The 22,176-nt window shown below is 30.6% G+C and carries 16 protein-coding genes, 1 pseudogene and 1 riboswitch; of the genes and pseudogenes, 8 read left to right on the top strand and 9 right to left on the bottom strand.

Translation table 11 applies throughout. The features are described from left to right. Positions 1–32 precede the first annotated feature (32 nt). From KPL38_RS08075 to KPL38_RS08065, 3 genes are all read right to left on the bottom strand, one after another. Entirely contained in the window at positions 33–1,850 is a 1,818-nt protein-coding gene (locus KPL38_RS08075) for an aldehyde ferredoxin oxidoreductase family protein (protein WP_216288639.1), read from the bottom strand. A 271-nt stretch (positions 1,851–2,121) separates the two neighbouring features. Then, positions 2,122–2,232: riboswitch (molybdenum cofactor riboswitch) on the bottom strand. Positions 2,233–2,813: 581 nt separating this feature from the next. Further along, complete coding sequence (locus KPL38_RS08070) at positions 2,814–3,365, bottom strand: sugar O-acetyltransferase (protein ID WP_216288638.1); 552 nt, start codon at positions 3,363–3,365, stop codon at positions 2,814–2,816. A 153-nt stretch (positions 3,366–3,518) separates the two neighbouring features. Beyond that, entirely contained in the window at positions 3,519–3,827 is a 309-nt protein-coding gene (locus KPL38_RS08065; protein WP_216288637.1) for a hypothetical protein, read from the bottom strand. 195 nt (positions 3,828–4,022) lie between these two features. Between KPL38_RS08065 and KPL38_RS08060 the strand changes: the two genes are divergently transcribed. From KPL38_RS08060 to amrS, 5 genes and pseudogenes are all read left to right on the top strand, one after another. Further along, entirely contained in the window at positions 4,023–5,132 is a 1,110-nt protein-coding gene (locus KPL38_RS08060; protein ID WP_216288636.1) for an ABC transporter ATP-binding protein, read from the top strand. A 12-nt stretch (positions 5,133–5,144) separates the two neighbouring features. Further along, positions 5,145–6,089: a PucR family transcriptional regulator gene (locus tag KPL38_RS08055; RefSeq protein ID WP_216288635.1), complete on the top strand. Its 945-nt coding sequence runs from the start codon at positions 5,145–5,147 to the stop codon at positions 6,087–6,089. A gap of 555 nt (positions 6,090–6,644) precedes the next feature. Then, a complete protein-coding gene (gene buk / locus KPL38_RS08050) occupies positions 6,645–7,715 on the top strand; it encodes a butyrate kinase (RefSeq protein ID WP_216288634.1) in 1,071 nt (356 codons plus the stop codon). Between the two features lie 298 nt (positions 7,716–8,013). Continuing rightward, a pseudogene (gene amrA / locus KPL38_RS08045) lies at positions 8,014–9,413 on the top strand (AmmeMemoRadiSam system protein A). A gap of 82 nt (positions 9,414–9,495) precedes the next feature. Next, positions 9,496–10,410 (top strand): AmmeMemoRadiSam system radical SAM enzyme, encoded by a 915-nt coding sequence (gene amrS / locus KPL38_RS08040; protein ID WP_246577874.1) that lies wholly within the window; start codon positions 9,496–9,498, stop codon positions 10,408–10,410. An 80-nt stretch (positions 10,411–10,490) separates the two neighbouring features. Here amrS and KPL38_RS08035 read toward each other — a convergent pair whose 3' ends face one another. Genes KPL38_RS08035 through KPL38_RS08025 form a run of 3 tightly spaced genes read right to left on the bottom strand, consistent with a single transcriptional unit; the run spans position 10,491 to position 13,417 of the window. Then, complete coding sequence (locus KPL38_RS08035; protein ID WP_216288633.1) at positions 10,491–11,447, bottom strand: acyl-CoA dehydratase activase; 957 nt, start codon at positions 11,445–11,447, stop codon at positions 10,491–10,493. Continuing rightward, on the bottom strand, positions 11,428–12,525 hold the full coding sequence (locus tag KPL38_RS08030) for an acyl-CoA dehydratase activase-related protein (RefSeq protein WP_216288632.1): 1,098 nt from the start codon (positions 12,523–12,525) through the stop codon (positions 11,428–11,430). Before KPL38_RS08030 ends, KPL38_RS08035 begins: the two co-directional genes overlap by 20 nt. Beyond that, positions 12,479–13,417 carry an acyl-CoA dehydratase activase-related protein gene (locus tag KPL38_RS08025; RefSeq protein ID WP_216288631.1) on the bottom strand — a complete coding sequence of 313 codons (939 nt, stop codon included), beginning with the start codon at positions 13,415–13,417 and terminating at the stop codon, positions 12,479–12,481. The genes KPL38_RS08030 and KPL38_RS08025 overlap by 47 nt, the downstream gene beginning before the upstream one ends. 273 nt (positions 13,418–13,690) lie before the next feature. Between KPL38_RS08025 and KPL38_RS08020 the strand changes: the two genes are divergently transcribed. From KPL38_RS08020 to KPL38_RS08010, 3 genes are all read left to right on the top strand, one after another. Beyond that, complete coding sequence (locus tag KPL38_RS08020; protein ID WP_216288630.1) at positions 13,691–16,144, top strand: Mur ligase family protein; 2,454 nt, start codon at positions 13,691–13,693, stop codon at positions 16,142–16,144. A 323-nt stretch (positions 16,145–16,467) separates the two neighbouring features. Further along, the gene (gene cphA / locus KPL38_RS08015) at positions 16,468–19,089 is read left to right on the top strand and encodes a cyanophycin synthetase (protein WP_216288629.1); all 2,622 of its coding nucleotides are present in this window, start codon (positions 16,468–16,470) and stop codon (positions 19,087–19,089) included. Positions 19,090–19,128: 39 nt separating this feature from the next. After that, positions 19,129–19,929, top strand: coding sequence for a cyanophycinase (locus KPL38_RS08010; protein ID WP_216288628.1), 801 nt, complete (start codon positions 19,129–19,131; stop codon positions 19,927–19,929). Between the two features lie 242 nt (positions 19,930–20,171). Here KPL38_RS08010 and KPL38_RS08005 read toward each other — a convergent pair whose 3' ends face one another. From KPL38_RS08005 to KPL38_RS07995, 3 genes are all read right to left on the bottom strand, one after another. After that, complete coding sequence (locus KPL38_RS08005; protein ID WP_216288627.1) at positions 20,172–20,627, bottom strand: DUF441 domain-containing protein; 456 nt, start codon at positions 20,625–20,627, stop codon at positions 20,172–20,174. A 121-nt stretch (positions 20,628–20,748) separates the two neighbouring features. Then, positions 20,749–21,219, bottom strand: coding sequence for a GreA/GreB family elongation factor (locus KPL38_RS08000; RefSeq protein ID WP_216288626.1), 471 nt, complete (start codon positions 21,217–21,219; stop codon positions 20,749–20,751). Between the two features lie 384 nt (positions 21,220–21,603). Then, the gene (locus KPL38_RS07995) at positions 21,604–22,155 is read right to left on the bottom strand and encodes a flavodoxin family protein (RefSeq protein ID WP_216288625.1); all 552 of its coding nucleotides are present in this window, start codon (positions 22,153–22,155) and stop codon (positions 21,604–21,606) included. Positions 22,156–22,176 lie beyond the last annotated feature (21 nt).

Here is a 22,176-nt window from a genome sequence, read left to right as displayed (position 1 = left end):
ACATGCGGTTTCATTTTTACTATATTATAATGTTATTTTATATATTCTTCAAGGCCTAATTTCGTAAGTGTTTCTGGAGTTGGAATGCCGTTTTTATCCCAGCCTCTTGCTTCATAATACTGTGGAATTAATATATCTTTCTCCCAAACTTCTCCCTTTGATGGGCCAGAAACAACTGGCTCTTCAAGAAATCTCTTTGGAAGTGTATCTTGTGAACTATCTATTCCTGCTTCAAGGTTATATAATTTTTCTAGTGTCCAAATTCTATCTCCTGCAAGCATTAATGAATTAACATCATATTCTTCTCCACCAACAACAGCATTGTACATGTCAGCATAGTCTTGTGCTCCAAGTCCAAATGTTGTAAATACACATACTCCAAGTGAGTCAATAACAGCTGTTAAATCATGGAATACCTTAGCATAAGCTGCTTTTCCCTCAAGTTTTAATCTATCAAGCTTTTCAGGGTATCCAAGGATTTCAGGACTAATCATATATCCTTTAATATGACAACCACCTCGATTGTTAACAGCAGTAGTAATTCCTTGTCCTTTAACTCCTCTTGGGTCATATGCAGCAAGTTCTTGTTTCTTAACAGTCATTGAATATTCTACATGTCCATATGAGTCACATAATCTATATGAACCATCTGCCATCTTATCGCCAAAACCTTCTCTTAATCCCATTTTTCTTATCCAACCTTCGACTGCTTTAGAATCTCCCCATTTTAAAGAAAGTCCATCTGCCGCTAACTCTTCATCTTTAATATATCCTCTTTGATATAATTCCATAGCAGCTGCAATAGTTGATCCTGCGGAGATCGTATCAAGTCCATATTCATTACTAAGCATATTTGAAGTATTAATAGAATTCATATCATAAACGTCACAATCTGAACCAAATGACCATAATGTTTCATACTCAGGTCCTCCACATTCGGTGCCATTATCAAGTTTTATCCATCTACCACAACCAATAGTACATCTAGAACATGGATTTTTTCTTACTACGCAATCCTTTGTTAAAGTTTCACCACTTATCATATCTGCTCTATCAGTATAAGATCCCTGGAAATTTTTTGTTGGATGTATACCACTTTCATTCATGATATTAACAAGTATAGCAGTTCCATAAGTAGGTAGTCCCCCACCAGCAACTGGATCATCACGTAATATCTTAATCTTAGCTTTAGATACTTCTTTTACTTTTGCTTCATCAAACAATTTAACTTTACCAGTACCTCTAACAACAATAGCTTTTAAATTTTTTGAACCCATAACAGCTCCAACTCCGCCTCTTCCGGCAGCTCTATCAACATCATTCATAATAGCCGCCATAAATGAAAGATTTTCACCGGCAGGTCCAATACACAAAACTTTTGATCTTGGATCTGATTCTTTAAGAAGTATATCTGTAGTTTCTTGTACTAATTTTCCCCATATATGGTCTGCGGATTTAAACTCTATCTTATCATTAACAATACTCATATATACAGGAGATTTAGCCTTTCCTTCTAGAATTATCATATCAAACCCAGTATATTTAAATTCAGCTCCCCATTTTCCACCAGAATTAGATATTGCTATAGTTCCAGTTAATGGCGCTTTAGTTACTACCATAAATCTTCCACTTGTTGGCATTGGTGCCCCAGTTAATGGACCTCCAACTATTAATAGTTTATTTTCTTTTGATAAAGGGTCTATTTTAGGATCTACTTCATCAAAATATGTTTTAACTCCAAGGCCTCGACTTCCTATATATTTTTTTGCTTTTGCCTCGTCAAGTGCTTCTACTTTGTAAGTTTCATCTGTTAAATTAACTCTTAAAACTTTTCCATTATAACCGAACATAATCATTTCCCCTTTCTATATTTTAAATTTTTATACTATTTAATAATAATATATATAATATTGAATTAATAATAAATACCACAATAACTCAAATCACCTTATAACAGGGTATTCATAATTACCTCCCTTTTCAGAAATGACAAACCGTTTACATCTTAATTTTAAATATCATTTTTACTTTTATATTATATGCTTATTTCTTAAAGTAAAAAAGCATAAATAATTATTTAAAAAGCAAAAAGTTCATCTTTAAGACCTAAATTATTTACTTAGGTCTTAAAGATGAACTCCTTTGCAATATAGCAGGCATAACAATTACTCATTATTCCCTAACGGCCATTAATACCTATAAGGCACTAAAAGCTCGGAGCTAATATTCAATTATGATATAATTATATACTATATAATCATATCATGCAATATCTATTTTACTATTATTTCTATACAAAATTTCTTTAATTAATCACTGTTTTTACTTAAATATTTTTCAAATAACTTTTTTTCTTAATAAAATACACTAAATTTGGTTTGATTTTCATATTGAAATTATTTATATTTTACTTAAATAGTATTGATTTAATACCTATATACTTATAAATTCATTAAAGTCAAAATTCTACTTTGACATTCTATCAATGCAATTTAACAAATAGATAAAAAAATTTTCAATTTAATATTGCTAATTTCACTAAAAATGCTTGTTCTGAAAATCAAGTTTACGCTGATTCAAAAAAGTAATGGAAATTTGAACCGGCGAGGGAGCAACGCGTAAAGAAAATGTGATGTTATGAATAAAAGATTAAAATCAATGTTTGATACAGGTAATATTAATGATTTGATAGAAAATGTTTTAAAATACCATCTTGTAGCTATTCCAGTTACAGATTGCGCAATGAAGTTATTTGGGAATGTTATAATAACTGGAAGTGTAGATATAAGCTCTAATCCCAAAATTGAGCAACTTTATATACTTTTAATGACTTTACAAGGATTGCCTACAGCAATTACATTATCAGGTATATCTTTAATTACAACACTTCCGGCACCAATAGTAACATTATTTCCTATTTTTACTCCAGGACATATTATTGCACCACCGCCAATCCAAACATTATCTCCTATAACAATTGGTTTTCCAAACTCTTTGCAAGATAGTCTTTCCTTAGGATTTGTGGGGTGACAAGCTGTATATATTTGTACATTTGGTGCTAATAATACATTGTCTCCAATTTTAACCTTATTAATGTCAAGTATAGTACATCCGTAATTAGCATAAAAATTTTTACCAACTTCAATATTGTATCCATAATCACAATTAAAAGACGCCTCAATATGAAAGGAACCATTTGCAACAATTAAATTTCCTAAGAGTTCTTTTGCTTTCCCTAGTTCACTTGGTTTTGTATGGTTAAACTCGAAGGTTAGATTTTTTGCATAGTTTCTTTCTTTTACTAATTCTTTATCACTTGCATTATAGAATTCTCCCGCTAACATTTTTTCCTTTTCACTTTTCATTATTTATGTTTAGTGAAATAGTATACACTAAGTATATAAATTCACTAAAGATTCACTTCCTTTCTGTTTAGATATTTTATTACTACTTAGGCATTCGTTATTTGGAATACATAAGTAGTAACTATAAAAGATGCTAGACTAATTTTAATTCACTTAAATTTCTTCAAATTTAAATTTAATTATAATTTCTTTTATTTCACCCTTACTATTTTTCCTCATTTTAAAATCTTTAATATCTTTAAATTCATTTTGAAGTTGATAATCAAGTTCATTAATTGTGGCTTTAGCTTTTTTAGTTATTTCTCCATCTTGGACAATTACAAATCGAGTTTTTCTTGTAATAATTTCCTTTTGTTCCTTGACTAAAAGAACGTAATACTTATCTCCTTCTTCTACAACACTATATACACCACCAAAAGTTAAATCAGAACATAAATCATTATCGATACATTTGACCTTCATAATAGAACCCCCTTATTATTAGTTATAGGTGTATTATATATTAATGAGACTTAATATACGTTAAAAATCATGGTAATTTATTAGATTTGTATTTTAATACAAATTTAGTAAGTTATTTTTGTGAGTTTTCCAAATAGCTAAAATTGCTATAGTATATTAAACTTAAGTCATAAAAGTATTTAGGGGGAATTTAAAATGTCAAATTTATCATTAAGACACATATACAAAACTTATGATGGAGATGTTACTGCAGTAAATGATTTTAATCTTGAAATAGAGGACAAAGAATTTGTAGTTTTTGTTGGACCTTCTGGTTGTGGTAAATCTACTGTATTAAGAATGATAGCAGGACTTGAAGAAATAACTAAAGGAGAATTATACATAGATGATGAACTTAAAAATGATGTATCTCCTAAAGACAGAGATATTGCAATGGTTTTTCAAAACTATGCATTATATCCTCATATGACAGTATATGACAATATGGCATTTGGACTAAAGCTAAGAAAAATCCCCAAAAAAGATATAGCCATAAAAGTTAAAGAGGCTGCACAAATTCTTGATATTGAGCATTTATTAGACAGAAAGCCTAAAGCTTTATCTGGTGGACAAAGACAAAGAGTTGCTATGGGAAGAGCTATTGTTAGAGATCCAAAAGTATTCTTAATGGATGAACCTTTATCAAATCTTGATGCTAAACTTAGAGTTCAAATGAGAGCTGAAATATCTAAACTTTATAATAGATTACAAACAACATTTGTTTATGTTACACATGATCAAACAGAAGCTATGACTCTTGGTACAAAAATAGTAGTTCTAAAAGAGGGTGTTATTCAACAGGTAGATACACCTCAAAACTTATATGAGCATCCTAAGAACATATTCGTCGCTGGATTTATCGGAAGTCCACAGATGAATTTTATAGATAGTAAAATAGTTGAAAAAGATGGTAAATTAGTTATGAATCTTGAAGACAGTGTCATTCCTTTAAATTCTGAGAATAGTGCTATAATGAGAAAGCAGGGTTACGTTGGGAAAGAGGTTATTATTGGTATTAGACCAGAAAATATAGATGATAATCCAGAGTTTTTAGAGAAGCATAAAGAAGCTATTGTTGATGCTAAGGTTGAGGTAACAGAACTTTTAGGAGCTGAATCTTATCTTCATTTGAGTAAAGGCAAAAGTCTTTTAACCGTTAGAGTAGATGGAACATCAAGAACAAAATCTGGAGATTCTATTAAGGTTGCTTTAAATATTAATAAACTTCATATTTTTGATAAAGATTCTCAAAAACCTATAATTTAGGAGGAAAAAATCATGGATGATATCAACAATTTTCTACAAAAGTTAAGCATTAGTTCTGATATAGATTTTTGCGTTGATGATGAAAACGGTAAAAAAATATTTGCTAGTAAATATTTTGTGGAAAATTCTGATATTATTCATATACCTTTATTTTTAGGTGAAATCAGTTTTCTACTTAAGATAGAAAAAAAATTAAAATCTATATCAAAATTATTAAAATTTACTATTGAAAATAAATATGTTGATTTATGTTCCACAAAAGAACAACTTATAGTTTCTATATTGGATGGTAAAGATATTTCAAATGATGCAAATTTTGAAGATATGAAATTTTTATCAAAAGGATATGGTCTTATTTATATAAGTCTTGATGGAAGTATGCATGAGGCTATTAGTATAATTAAGCAAGCATATTGCAATGAAAATGTGCTTGCCATATTTTATAAAGGAAATATTTTAGTTATGGGTGATTTTGAAAACATAGAAGAACATGCAATAGGTATAAGAGAAACAATAATTTCTAATTTGTTTTGCAAGTGTTATATAAGCTTTAGTCGCATAGTATATAATAAAAGTGAATTTATAGATATTTTTAACGAATGCGAAATTAGTATGTTACTAGGTAAAAAATTCAAAGTACAAACTAACATATTTGATTACAGAAAGTTGTTTCTTGAAAGGTTAACTTATAGTTTGAATCCTAAATTTAAACATAATATGTTGTTTGAATTCAAAAAAAAATTAGATGCCCTTGATAATGAAATGGTAAATACTATTGAGATCTTTTTTAAAAATGATCTTAATATAAGTGATTCTGCAAAAAGTTTGTATGTTCATAGAAATACATTAATATATAGATTGGACAAGATAAAAAGAGAAACAGGGTTTAACATAAAAGATTTTAATGAAGCAATGACTTTTAAAATTATCTTTTATATTTGGCGAGAAATAAAATGATCTCACAAATTTTTAGCTATTAGTATTAGTAAAAAGTTACCAAAATAAATATACTAATATTTTAAAAAAATATGGTATAATAATAGAAGTAATCGATAACATTTTGATTTAATAGTTATTAGTTATATATAAATGTTTTCAGAAAAAAGGTAAGACATATTGGGTGGTAAAAACTTTACATGAGCAAATTACCTTAATAAATTGCAATCATGTTCCAAAATTGAAACGTGACTGAAAATATGCTAAGATAGAAACGTTTAGCATGATAATTTCAAACACTATCAAAAAAATATGATGCATTTTTGCATCATATTTTTGGTTCTTAACCTAATTGCTGGAATTGTTTTAATTCTACTAATGACTTTAAAACTACATGATGAAAATCTTAGAAAATTGAATTTAAAAGTTTTGAGGTGAGTAAGAGTTTTTATAATAAGGTAGATACAAGAATTATGGGTGGGAGTTGTATACATATTAATGAAAACGATTAGATTAGAAAACAAATAAATGTTTTCGTAGTAACGCTAAATTAATTTATACGAAGGTGGTAATAAAATGTCATTTAAACTATTGGTAATAAATCCTGGATCAACTTCAACAAAACTAGGGGTATATGATGATGAAACTCCAATTTTAGTTGAAACTTTAAGACATACATCAGAAGAAATATGTAAATATAAAAATATATATGATCAATTCCAATTTAGAAAAAATGTTATTTTAGATTCTTTAAAAAAATGCAAAGTCGACATAAGTACATTGCATGGAGTTATTGGAAGAGGTGGACTTTTAAAACCAATTTCTGGTGGAACTTATATAGTTAATGAAAGAATGCTTGAAGATTTAAAGAGTGGTGTTCAGGGCCAACATGCTTCAAATCTTGGCGGAATAATTGCACATGAAATTGCAAAGGAGCTTAATTTGACAGCGTATATTGTTGATCCTGTAGTTGTAGATGAGCTTCATGATGTAGCGAGAATATCTGGAATACCGGAAATAGAAAGAAAAAGTATTTTTCATGCATTAAATCAGAAAGCCGTTGGGAAAAAATATGCTAATGAAAGTGGTAAAAAATATGAAGAACTTAATGTAATTGTAGCTCACATGGGTGGAGGAATTTCTGTTGGGGCGCATCTTAAAGGGAAAATTGTACAAGTCAACAACGCTTTAGATGGAGATGGGCCACTTTCACCTGAAAGATCAGGAAATGTTCCTATTGGTGATTTAATTAGACTTTGTTATAGTGGTAAATATACGTTGGAAGAAGTTATGAATAAGATAAATAGTAAAGGGGGATATATGGCTCATTTTGGAACAAATGATGATAGAGTTGTAGAGCAAGCTGCTATTGATGGTGATAAAAAAGCTAAAGCTGTGAGAGATGCTATGCTTTACCAAGTATCACTAGAAATTGGGAAATGTGCAGCAGTACTTAATGGCAAGGTAGACGCAATAATATTAACAGGTGGAATAGCTTATTCAAGTTCTGCAGTTGAATATATAAAAGAGAAAGTGGCATTTATTGCAGAAATAATAGTATATCCAGGTGAGGATGAACTTTTAGCACTAGTTCAAGGTGGGCTTAGTGTTCTTAAAGGAGAAGAAGTAAATAAAGTGTACATTTGAAAATAAAATGTATTTATTTGCTGATTTAAAATGGCTATAATTGTGATATTTCCGGGGAAATAGGAAAAATGAATACGATAAAATTGAACAACTTTTATCATATCTAAGATTATTTTATGAATGGTTACAAATTGCATATTTTAATTTAATCAAAGCTGACATCCTTTTCTAAGATGTCAGCTTTGATTTTAGTGATATTATTAACACTTATTGAAATGAGTTTTCAAATATGGAAGGTATTATATTTTATAAAATATGGGTAAACTATATTAAGTAATAAATATAAGGGGTGATTGTAATGGGTAAAATAATAGGCTTTTATACAATGCCACATCCACCTATAGTAATTCCAGAGGTGGGACATGGAGAGAAAAAAAAATTAAAAATACATATGATGCATGTGAGCGCATTGGACGAGAAATAGCGGAAATAAAACCTGAGGTAATAATAATAGCTACGCCACATGGAACTATGTTTTCAGATGCTATAGCACTTTCTTTTGAACCTTCAATTTTAGGTAGTTTGGAGCAATTTGGTGCTCCAGAAGTTTCTATGAGTTTTGATATAGATATGGATCTTACACAAGAAATAATGGTGAGAGCTAGCAAAAATAACATACAAACGGTTGGGGTTACAGGTAGTATTCTTAAACAATATGGTAGAGAATATGAATTGGATCATGGCAGCATTGTTCCATTGAATTTTGTTGAAAATAAATATAACTCTTTTAAACTTGTACATATAACATATGGAGGGCTTACACCTATACAATTATATAAATTTGGTATGCTCATTAAAGAAGCAGTAGATGAAAGTTATAAAAATGTTGTGTTTATAGGTAGTGGTGATCTTTCACATCACCTTAAAGATGAAGGTCCCTACAATTATAATCCATATGGTGAAAAATTTGATAGATCAATAATAAGTTTACTAAAAAGTGGGGATGTAGTCGGCGTATTTAATATAAATTCTAAAATGGTTGAAAATGCTGGGGAATGTGCTTTAAGGTCTTATTATATAATGCTTGGTGCAATGGATGGTAATGAAATAAAGGGTGAACTGCTTTCTTATGAGGGTACCTTTGGAGTTGGGTATGCTGTAATGAAATTTGAGCTTAAAGAAGGAGATAGAGATGTACTATCAGAAATTATAAAAACAAAAAGAGATAAATATAATACGTCATTAAATAATGAAGATGTTTATGTACGCCTTGCTAGGGAAAGTCTTACTCATTATCTAATAAAGGGTACTTATATGGAGGTACCGAAGTATGTAAAGGAAGAAATGCTAAATATAAAAAGAGGAGTTTTTGTGTCTCTTAAAAAATTTGGCGTATTAAGAGGGTGCATTGGGACGATTTACCCTACAACAGAGAGTGTTGCAAAAGAAATAGTGAGCAATGCTGTTGCAGCAGGAGAGGGCGACCCAAGGTTTAGTAATGTATCAGTGGAAGAACTAGAGGATATTGTGTTTTCGGTAGATGTTTTAACTGAGCCAGAGGTAGCTTTAAAAGAAGAACTAAATCCTAAAAAATTTGGAGTGGTTGTAAAAAGTGGAATAAAGAGTGGGTTGTTATTACCAGATATCGAGGGTGTTGATACAATAAATCAACAAATAAGTATTGTGCTTAAGAAAGCAGAAATACCTCCAAATGAAGATTATTCTATAGAAAAATTTCAAGTTATTAGGCATATTTAGGAGTTGGAAATATGGAAAAAGAAGCTTTGTTTTATGAAACAAAAGGGGTAAAGTAAATTGCAAACTTTGTCCTCATAACTGTATGATTCCAGTTGATGCAAAGGGTAAATGTAATGTACGGGTAAATAAAGAAGGAAGGCTTTATGCGATAAATTATGGAGAAATAACATCTATTTCTCAAGATCCCATAGAAAAAAAACCTTTATATCATTTTAAACCAGGCAGTAATATACTCTCAATAGGAAGTTTTGGATGCAATTTTAAATGTGAATTTTGCCAAAATCATTCAATATCTCAAGGAAGGGCAAGGAGTGAATATATATCTCCAGAAAAATTAGTTGAAATATGCAGAAGTCTTAAAGATAATATTGGTGTGGCATTTACATATAATGAACCATCTATTTGGTATGAATATGTATATAATTCATCAAAGTTATTAAAAGAAACACTGAAAGATATAAAAATAGTGTTAGTAACTAATGGGTATATAAAGGAAGAACCATTAAAGATGATTCTTCCTTATGTGGATGCAATGAATATTGACTTAAAAGCTTTCAATAATGAATTTTATAAAGAGGTGTGTGGTGGGAGTATTGCACCGGTGCTCGATACTATTAAGATGTCATCAAAACAGTGTCATGTTGAGTTAACTACATTGCTTGTAAATGGAGAAAATGATTCTACTGGAGAAATTGAAAAGATTGCAGGATTCATAGCTTCATTAGATAAAAATATTCCGCTTCATTTATCAAGATATTTTCCAAACTACAAGATGCATAGTCCAGCTACAGAAGTTGAGGTAATGATTAAAGATAGAGAGATAGCAAAAAAATATCTTAACTATGTATATATTGGTAACGTTTCTGGCGTGGATAATTCAACATATTGTCCGAAGTGCGGTAATAATCTTATTAAAAGAAAAGATTACAATATTCACCTTAATACTAATTTTGGCACATGTGCAAAGTGTGGGTATAAAACAAATCTTATACTTTAAGTGTTATTGAGCAAAATTCTTATAGAATATAAAAATAAGCTTAGTCTAGTAATAAATAGGCTAAGTTTATTTTATTCAAATTATACAACCATCTTATTGCTCCATTTGCCACATCTGTCTCCAAAGCAACCTACAGTTTTATCTCCATCTTTTATTGCAATTACTTCACAATTATTACCACAACCATTACACTCAATGTTTTTAGGTACAAAATCATTAAATGCTATTTCAAAGCCTTTGAAATTTGTTTTTCCTATTTTCATGACTTTTTCCTTTGCAAGTATTGCAACACCTATAGCCCCCATTACATTATAGTGTTCAGGAACGTAGATTTCTGTATCTAGGGCTTTCTCAAAAGCCATTTTAATGCCAATATTTGCTGCAACTCCACCTTGAAAAAATATTTTAGATTGGATTCGTTTTCCTTTTCCTACATTACTTAGATAATTTCTTACCATTGCTTCACAAAGACCACCTATTATGTCTTCTTCATTATATCCGAGTTGTTGTTTATGAATCATGTCAGATTCAGCAAAGACAGCACATCTTCCAGCTATTCTTACAGGTGCTTTTGATTTTAATGCATATTCTCCAAAACTTTCAATAGGTATCTCTAGTCGTTCTGCCTGTCTATCAAGAAATGAACCGGTACCTGCTGCGCATACAGTATTCATTGCAAAATCAGTTACGATACCATTTTTCAATAAAATTATCTTTGAATCTTGACCGCCTATTTCTAATATGGTATTTACTTCATTGTCAATTTCTAGGGATGCAACGGCATGAGCGGTAATTTCATTTTTAACTATATCAGCGCCTATCAAAAAGGATGCCATTTGTCGTCCACTACCTGTTGTTCCTACTGATTTTATTTGCTTAGTATCATATTTTTCGTTTAATATTTTTAAACCATCTTGAATTGCTTTTATAGGTTTACCTTTGGTTCTTAAATATAGTTTTTCTATAACATTTGATGTATTATCTAATAGTACAATGTTAGTACTTACAGATCCTACATCAACTCCCATATAGTACATTGTTTTTCCTCCTCTCTAACATATCTACAAATGCTTCTATCCTAGTAATATATCCTGCTTCCCCAGTCATTTCGTCTACAATTAAAGTCATTATCGGAAATCCTTTATCAAAAGCAATTTTAGTTAAAATTGCTTTTGAGACAATTTCTGGCATACAGCCCATAGGGAAAATTTGAATTGCCCCATCAAGATGTTCTTTTTCTGCAAGTAGTACTTCTCCCACACATTCTCTGGCATGCCCACCAATATAATATGGAAGATATTCTCTAGATGCCTTTCTTATATTAATAGAATTAAGTTTTAATGGACTAAGTATTGCATCTTTAATCCACCAACTAGGGGTAAGCATTCTTTTAGTAGATACATTGTAGTCCATAAGTTTATCCTCTATATAAAGGTTAGAAAATGGTTCAATTACAGTATATATTTCACCTATAATAGCAATTTTCACTGGAGATTTATGTTTATTAATAGGAATAGTATTTATTTTATTCTTATATTCCTTTAGAATGGTTACCATTTCTGAAGGAGAAACTGCTTTCATAGCCTTAATAAGGCATTCTTTATAAATTTTCTTAAATTCTCCTTTGTTTATTTCAAATCCTGTTAAATAATGTACCTTGCTCTCAATTTTATCTATTAGTTCATTTACAGTATAAGCTGTTTTTAACGCTTTGATTTTTTGAACTTTATCTAAGGTACTATTGCCTGTGATTTTGGCGAGGCGACTTAAAAATTCTTTTTTACCTATGGCAAAAGGGTTATCAATTACAATGAAAGTTAAATTATATCCTAGTTTCTTTAGTGAATTCATTTGTAGTTCACAGTATTCACCAAATCTACAAGGACCACAGCTTCCAGGAAGAATTATGGTATCTGCTCCAAGTTTTATACTTTGCAAATAATTGCCCATCATAATTTTATATGGTAAGCACATTTCTTCAGGGGAAAATTTAGAGCCTAACTCCATTGCCTCATTGTTATTGAATGGCGGAATTATACATTCTATTCCTAGTCCATCAAATAGTGCTTTAGCTGCAAGATGTGTGTTGCCGAAGTGTGGAAATGTTATTTTCATTATTATTTTTCCTTTCAATCATATCAATAAAGGCCTCAATTCTTGTATCTACACCGCCTTCACCGGTATGTTCATCAACTTTTAGAACTAAAAATGGGAAATCTTCTATTTTTTCTTTGATAAGCTCAATAACAACAGAATCTATTCCGCAAGCAAAGGATGATATATATATAGCACCATCTATTTCTTCGTTTTTTGCTATACTTGTTGTAAATCCATAAGAATTTGTAGCGAAAGTCCAAAAGGGGCGTTTAAAAAGTTTTTTTACTTCTAAATTAATTTGTTCCCTCTTTACATATTCTTCTGTTATTACTCCAACTCCCAACCTATTTAATTTTTTTACTATATCCATATTAATAAAAGTGTCGTAGAGATTGTATGGATGTCCGACTAAAGCAACATTTATCTTATAGCCTGTGTTTTTAATACCGAATTTAGTGTTTCTTTGTTCAGCTAGAGCTTTTCTAAATGCAACTTTTATACTATTTTTGTCTTTTGTAATCATCCCAGCTAGTTTTTTACACCATGTATATAGATCCTTTTCATTAGTTGCATATATAGGTTCTGTCATTACCTTTGGCAGATTGGGTATGCTACATAATATCATTTCTGGAAGCCCACAAAACTTAGGACATATAAATTCTTGCTCGTGCACCCTCATAAATCTCGGTATTATTAATAAATCACATTTGTCCTTTATATCTAATATATGTCCATGAAATATCTTTATGGGGAGACATGCCTCGTCTACACAGTATTTAATTCCTTCGTTTAAAATATTCTTATTCGTATCTGTAGATGTAATTATTTCTGCACCTAGTTCAATCAAAAATTTTTCTATAAATGGGTAGTATTTATAATATAATAGGCCTTTAGGAATACCAACTTTCATATCTTCCTCCTTGCATTTAATAAACTATCACTTTTTTATTCTGAACTATTATGATATAAAATATTCCTAAATGTAAAAAATGTGGAATTGGTATGGCTCAGTAATTTAATTATTAGAATGTAAGTAAAAGATATTTATGAATAAATAACTAATTAAAGGCAAAAATATAAATTTGATAGGGTTGTTTAAACTTAATAATAGAAAAGTGAAAAGCATACATGTCATAGGAAACATAATTGGTATGAGTCAAATGCCAACAGGGAGGATAATTACATGAAAATTGTTAATATAAAGGTATTTAAGGGAAGAAATGTATATTTAAAAAACAAATGTATAAAACTTAACTTAGATCTTGAGGGGTATGATGAAATTTCAAGTGAAGAACTTTATGATTTCAATGAAAATTTGATCCATATGTTTCCGGACATAAATAAGACTAGAGACTATATAGATGAAAATAGAGGCTTTATTAAAAGAAATGCAAAAGGAATATATATAGCAAACTTAACTGAATACATAATTTTAGCTTTTCACAACAAGATTGGCATAAAAATAAATCATGAAAGAGCTAGGATGACATTAGGGGACAATTATTATGTGATTTATCAGTATGAATATAGAAATACAGGAATAGAGGCTGCAAATATGGCCGTTGACTTCATTAATTCATTAATTAATAAGAATATATTTGATTTTTCTTTAAGATTAATAAAGTTAAAGAATATATTAATGAAAGAACAACTGGGAGTAAGCACACTTGATATATGCAATGAAGCCCAAAAGAGGGGAATACCTATACTACCAATAGTTGGAAATTGTATATTTCAATTAGGTTATGGAAGATATTCAAAAATGATACAAGAAACTTTAGGTAGTGACACAAGTGAAATAGCAGTAAATACTGCTCAGGATAAATTATTAACTAAAGAATTATTAAACATGAATTTTCTACCTACGGCAAGTGGCATGAAGGTAACAGGTAGTATAGATTTAATAATGGATGCAAATGATATTGGTTATCCGGTGGTACTTAAACCTCAGTTTGGACATGGAGTCAACGGAGTTAGTTCAATTATAAGAGATGACAAAGAACTAAAAAAAGCTTATGAATTTTTAATTAAAGATTATGAAGATATAATACTAGAAAAGTATATAAGTGGTAGAAGATATAGAGTATTCAGTGTATATGGAGATATTGTTGCTGTTTCAGAGAAAATGTCATTACTAAATGATGATGCAAAGTTGGCAACAAGAGAATTCGATATAGACTGTACTAATTTAATATGTGAAGAAAACATAGAAATATGTAAAAGGACAGCAAGTTCAATAGGTCTTGATATTTGTAGCATGGATTTAATATGTGAAAATATAAGTAAATCTCTAAACGGTGGTGTAATAACAGGGATAAGTGCCTCGCCTGATATTGAGATGCACTACAATCCAAGTAGTGGAGTAAAACGTAATGTAGCAGGCTATATAGTTGATAAATTATTTGAAAATAAACCAAATGATATTCCAATAGTAGCGATAACGGGTACAAATGGAAAAACTACTACTACAAGACTAATATCACATATTCTTTCAATTGCAGGATATACTGTTGGAATGACTACAACTAGTGGAATTTATATTGGTGGAAAATGTATATTTACGGGAGATACAACCGGTCCGAGTAGTGCTTTAGCGGTACTTGCAAATAAAGATGTAGATGCAGCGGTTCTTGAGACTGCTAGGGGTGGAATTATAAGAAAAGGATTGGCTTATAATCTTGCAGACATTGGGGTTATTACAAATATAACTGAAGATCATCTTGGAATAGATGGGGTGGATACCATACAAGAATTGGCAAAAGTTAAGTCTTTAGTTGGTGAAGCAGTTAAAACTGACGGTTATGTTGTTATCAATGGAGATGATGATATGAGTGTAAGCATTATCCATAGGTTAAAAAGTAATCTTATTGTTTTTTCAAGTGAAAAGAATAATGAAATCATGCAAAAAAATATTAAAAATGGTGGGTATGGAGTGTATGTAGATAATGACTATATAATAATACAGCAAGGGACTACTATTAAGAAGTTAATAGACATAAAGAATATAGGTATAACAATTAATGGTATTTTAAAATATAATATAGAAAATGCCATGGCAGCTTGTGGCGCGGCAATAGGACTAGGTATAGATTATGATACTCTTAAGCAAGGGTTGATGTCATTTCATTGTAATCAAGAACAAAATCCTGGAAGGTTTAATATGTATTTGGTGAATAATGTAACCGTAGTGTTAGATTATGGACATAATATAGAAGGCTATAAGTGTGTACTTGATGGTATTAAACATATAAAGCATAACAAACTTATAGGAGTTATTGGAGTGCCAGGAGATAGATTAGATAGTGATATATTGGAAGTTGGTAAATGCGCAGGTGAGAATCTTGATTGTATTTTTATAAAAGAAGATAAAGATAGGAGAGGTAGGGATAAAGGTAAAGTAGCAGATATTTTAGAAAAAGGAATTTTAAAATCTAATTTTCACGGTATGAAAATCAAAAAAGTTTTAGACGAGGCTGAAGCATTTAAAAATGCACTAAATCTTGCAGAACCTGGGGATCTCATTATTATCTTTTTCGAAAAAGCTGAACCACTTATAGAAATAATGAAAATTAGAAATTATGAAGTAAAGTTTGAAAATAAATTATTGGTTAAATCATATCCTGGGTCGCTGCAATGACTTAGGAATGAGATTTAGATTTCAACTTATAGAAGTGGGAGACTTTCCTTGTGAAATGTTGTTAATACGTAATGCTAAGGTTAAAACCTACATTTTATATATGTGATTATAAAATGTAGGCTAATTTTATGCAAATTTAACTTATATGGTTACAATAGGCGTGTAAAGTATATTTATGAATAAATAATAAATAAAAGGTAAAAATATAAATCCGGTAGTGCTATTTTACCGAATTTTAAAAGTGAAAATAAGAATGAACAAATAAAAGTGTTATAAAAATAGCAATTGATATTGCTGAAAATATTATTAGAAAGGGGAATTAAATGAAAATTGTTAATTTTAAGGCCTTTGAGGGGAGAAATATATATTCTCATAAGAAGTGTATAAGACTTGACTTAAATCTCGATGGATATAGTGAAACCCCCAGTAAAGAAATTTATAAATTCAATGAAAATTTGGTCGATATGTTACCAGAGCTTGCTAGACACAGATGTGGTATAGATGAGGATGGAGGATTTATTAAAAGACTTAAAGAGGGAACCTATTTGGCTCATATAACTGAACATATAATACTAGTACTCCAAAATATGATTGGTGTGGAAGTAAGTTATGGAAAAGCTAGGGAGATATCAGGTGATAATTATTATGTGATTTATCAGTATGAATACAGCAATACAGGTATAGAGACTGGAAAGGTAGCAGTTGAACTTGTTAATTCGTTAATAACTAATAAATCATTTGATTTGAATTTAAAATTGAAAAAATTAAAAGAGATATTAAAGAGTGAACAACTTGGAGTAAGTACACTTAATATTTATAATGAAGCCCAAAAGAGAGGAATCCCAATACTGAAAATGGGCAAAAACAGTATGCTACAATTAGGTTATGGAAAGTATTCCAGAACTATACAAGCGACTATTGGTAGTGATACAAGTGCAATAGCTGTAAATATTGCGCAAGATAAATTGATGACCAAAGAACTATTAAGCATGCATTTTTTGCCTGTGGCAAATGGAAGAAAAGTAATTAGTAGTGATGATGCAATAATGGGCGCAAAGGATATCGGGTACCCAGTGGTACTAAAACCTCAGTTTGGAAATCAAGGCAAAGGGGTTATTGCCAATATAAAAGACGAGAAAGAGCTATCAAATGCATATGAAACATTAATTAAGGAGTTTGAAGATATAATAGTTGAAAAGTGTATAAGTGGACGGGACTATAGAGTGTGTAGTGTTTATGGTGATATTGTTGCAGTCTCAGAGAGAATGCCTCCATATATATTGGGGGATGGTATAAGTTCTATTGAGAGACTTATAAAGAATATTAATGAGGATGCAAGACGAGGTGAGGGCCACGAAAAAGTATTAACTAAAATTAAAATAGATGACACACTTTTAGGATACTTAAAACATAAAAAATATTCATTAAATTCAATACTCAATAAAAAAGAAAAGTTGAATTTAAAAGAAAATGCAAATTTATCTACAGGCGGATTTGCAATAGATTCTACTGAATTAATAAGTGATGAAAATATAGAAATATGCAAAAGGGCGGCAAGTGCTATAGGCCTCGATATTTGTGGAATAGATTTAATATGTGAAGATATAAGTAAACCTCTAAATGCTGGGGCAATAATAGAAATAAATGCTGCACCTGGCATTCGTATGCATCACAATCCGTATATCGGAGCAAAACAAAATGTTGCAGGACATATAGTTGACAAATTATTTGAAAATGTACCTAAAAGCATTCCACTAGTTGCAATAACGGGTACAAATGGAAAAACAACTACCACAAGGCTTATTGGGCATATACTAACAAAGGCAGGATATACTGTTGGAATGACCACAACTGGCGGAATATATATAGGTGAAAAATGCATTTTTAAAGGTGATACTACAGGTCCTCGAAGTGCTTTAGCTGTTCTTACAAATAAGGATGTAGATGCAGCAGTTCTTGAAACTGCTAGGGGAGGAATGATAAGAGGAGGACTAGCGTATGATCTTGCGGATGTCGGTGTTATAACAAACATAACCGAAGATCATCTTGGAATGGATGAAATAGAAACTATGCAGGACCTAGCAAAAGTTAAAGCACTTGTTGGTGAATCAGTTAAAGAAAATGGTTATGTTGTTATTAACGGGGACGATAAAATGAGCATAAGTATATTGCATAGGCTAAAGAGTAATATTATAATTTTTTCCAAAGACAAGGATAATCAAGTTATGAGGAGTAACATAGAAAAAGGCGGATATGGAGTATACGTTGATAATAACAGTATAATAGTACAAAAGGAAACTCATTGTGAAAAGTTAATAGAGGTAAATGATATAGGAATAACAATGAAAGGTATTCTTAAGTTTAATGTGGAAAATGCTATGGCGGCATGCGGAGCTTCAATAGGACTAGGTGTAAAATATGAGACTATTAAAAAAGCTTTAATGTCATTTTACTGTAATCAAGATCAAAATCCCGGCCGATTTAACATGTACAATGTAAATGATATAAGGATTGTATTAGATTATGGACACAATATACAAAGCTATAAGTGCGTACTTGATGGAGTTAAGAATGTAAAACATAATAAACTTATAGGTGTTATTGGGGGACCAGGAGATAGGCTAGAGAGAGATATTTTGGAAGTTGGTAAATGTGCTGGAGAGAATTTTGATTATATTTTTATAAAGGAACATGATGATCGAAGAGGTAGGAATAAAGGTGAAGTGGCAGACATTTTAGAAAAAGGAATTTTGACCTCTAAATTTAATATCATAAATCTAGAAAAAGTTTTAGTGGAGACGCAAGCTTTTAAGAGGGCTATAGAATTTGCGGAGCAAGGAGATATTATTGTTGCTTTCATTGAACATCCTGAGGTTTTCGTAGAGATAATGAATAACAAAATTAGCGAAACGAAATCTGCTCATAAGTTATTGGCAAAAATCTAATAATAACTGTAAAATTTACAAAGGGTGGTGAATTAATTAGTGAGTAATACATTAGAAGGTTTAATTATAATAGGTGGTGCTGAAGATAAAAAGGGAGAAAAGAAGATACTTCAAGAAGTGTGTGCACATATTGAAAAGGAAAGTCAGTTATTGGTTATTGTAACAGTAGCAACGCAACTTCCAATAGAGGTTGGTAATGAGTATAGCAATATTTTCTATAAATTGGGAATTAAAAATTTAAGAGTTCTTGATGTAGCAAATAGGCAAGATGCTTTAAAAAGTGAAAATGTAGAATTGATTGAAAAAGCGTCATTAGTATTTTTTACTGGAGGAGATCAACTTAGAATAACTAGTATTCTTGGAGGCACTCCGCTTTATAGTACTATGAAACATAAATATTCAGATGGGTGTGTATTTGTCGGTACTTCAGCTGGAGCATCAGTTATGAGCGATACTATGATAGTAAAAGGGATTGATGATGAATCTCCAAAAAAATGTACTCTTAAAATGGCTCCAGGGCTTGGACTAATTAAAGGTGTTATAATAGATCAGCATTTTGCTCAAAGAGGAAGAGTAGGGAGATTATTGATTGGTGTAGCAGAAAATCCAGAGGTCTTAGGGATTGGTATTGATGAGGATACTTCAATAATTGTTAATAGAGAAAATATCTTAAGAGTATTAGGTTCTGGCGCAGTTTATATTATAGATGGGAGTAATATAAGTGATACAAATGTTTCAGAGCAATATCAAGATAATATTTTGTCTATTTTTAATGTTACAATGCATGTATTAAAAACTGGAGACAAATATAATTTAAAAACTAGAACGCCTTTTATTTAAGCATATATAAAAGCAGTTAGCTAAAATATTAGCCAACTGCTTTTAAAATTTTGCCTATTAAATATGTAAGATAACTGATGCTAATCCAAAGCTTGTACTGGAGATGGAAAGCGCAGCTTCAACCATCGTAGTGGCTAGTATTACTAAAAGTCTTACTTTAAATAAGACAACGTCTACTGAAGGTGACAATGTAAAAGGAAGCCCAAATAACTTTGAATAAAATGTATTTTAAGTTATTTGGTTTATTGATGAATCATCTTTGCCAATACGGCTAATATTCCTGATGTAATAAGAGGACCAACAGGAACTCCACCTAAAAATGAAGCAGCAGCAACGGCACCTAATATCATAGCAGGCATAATATCACCGTGTCCTTGAACGGTAAGATAGTTCAAACCTTGACCGCTTAAATATGTTGTTAAAAATGAAAGGACTAGTGCTGTTATACCTATCCAAGAAGTGAATACACTTTTTATATTTTGTACTGAAATGTGTCCATTTGCAATAGGTATCATAATTGCAGCTATAAGAAGAATGAGTCCACATGTCATTCCACTTTTTTCTATAGATGGAAACACGTATTTGTCGATACCTAAGAGTTTTAACATAAGTAACGCACAAGTAGCAATAGCAACAGAATTAGCTTTGCCAAATATTGAAGCAGCAAGAATTAGCAATAAAATAATTGTAGAACTCAAAAGAAATCATCTCCCGAAATATTTGTATGATAGTAAGATAAAATTACTTACTTAATATACTATTCTAAAGATGATCTCTTGACTCTATTATATTTATATAATTACGTATCTATAGTGGTAATCATTTTTTAGATATATTTATTAATTCTATTTTATAATTTCCATCAGGAGAGGTAACTTCTACTATATCACCAATTTTTTTACCAAACAATACTTTCCCTATTGGAGATTCAATACTAAATTTCCCATTCATTATATCTACCTGTAATGTTGTTACAAGTTCTATTTCTTCTACTTCATCATTTCCAACAAATCTTATAGATAGTTTTTTACCTATATTTGCACCATTAGTAATACCTATAGCATCATCTATAACTTCAGCAGTTCTTATCATTTTTATTAAGTAACCCATTCTTCTAAAGTTATCGTACATATTTGATTTAGCAGCCTTGTATTCGGCATTTTCACTTCGATCACCATGAGCTGCAGCTACCATTTTTTCGTGCGCTATTTCCATTGTTAAAGGGCCTTTACGATAATCGAATTCTTTTTGTAGTTCCTCAATATCTTTTTTAGTAAGTTTATTATTCATTTTGATACCTTCTTTTAATATCTAGTGTACAAGGAATTAGGGTCCTTGTCATTTTCAAGTTAATAGGTCATTAGCTTGCGAATATTCTATTCTCTAAGATAACTATTATAACACCAAGGGATTATAATGCGTATATTTATAGTAGTGATAATTGTATTATAAATGTAAATAATGAAATATATCTTTTTTAATAGTAGGGTGTTTATTATAGCAATAGGTATGAATATGGTTTTAGTAATGCAAAATTATTTAGCAGAGGTGTAGATGAAGTATGCACATAGGATTTTAGGAGAATATATTGTGCTATTGGCAAAGAAGATGGAGTTTGTAATTATAAATAAGAAGGCTTACACATTATAAATGTAAGCCCTAAAAATTCATATATTACTTTAAGCTTTCTGCCATACTTTTGGCAGCTTCTTTTATGGTATTTAATTTATATTCTCTGTTTCTTCTGGTTATTCCTATTAAATCATATTTTATACCCTTAACTTGATCTACGAACCTTTCAAGTGAAGCAAGGCAAGAAATACTACCATTACCAGTTCCACCAGGAGCAGCAACACATATAAAAGGTTTATTAAATAAATTGCTCTTTTCTCCATTGGAGGCTTCGCATCGGCGTAACCTATCAGTGAATGCTCTAAGTGATTCGCTCATATCACCCCAGTAAACTGGTGTAATAATTATGTAACCATCTGCATCTGCAACTTTAGCATGTAAATTTTGAAAATCATCTTTAACTTGACAACTATGTTTATCCTTACATGTACCCCATCCATTTCCACAAGCGTGGCAAGAAGGAATATTTAATGTGTTAAGGTTTATTATTGATGCATTATCAGAAACCATTTCCACCCCACTCTTTGCTGCATCGCTACATTTAGCGGTTAAACCATTAGTATTAGGACTAGAAGTAATTATCATTATTTTCATATAAACGCCTCCATATTAAAC

It is taken from the genome of Clostridium psychrophilum (genome assembly GCF_018861705.1).
Lineage (GTDB): Bacteria > Bacillota > Clostridia > Clostridiales > Clostridiaceae > Clostridium_AD > Clostridium_AD psychrophilum.
Note: the sequence above shows the minus strand (reverse complement) of the source record. Positions and strands in the feature narration are given on the sequence as shown.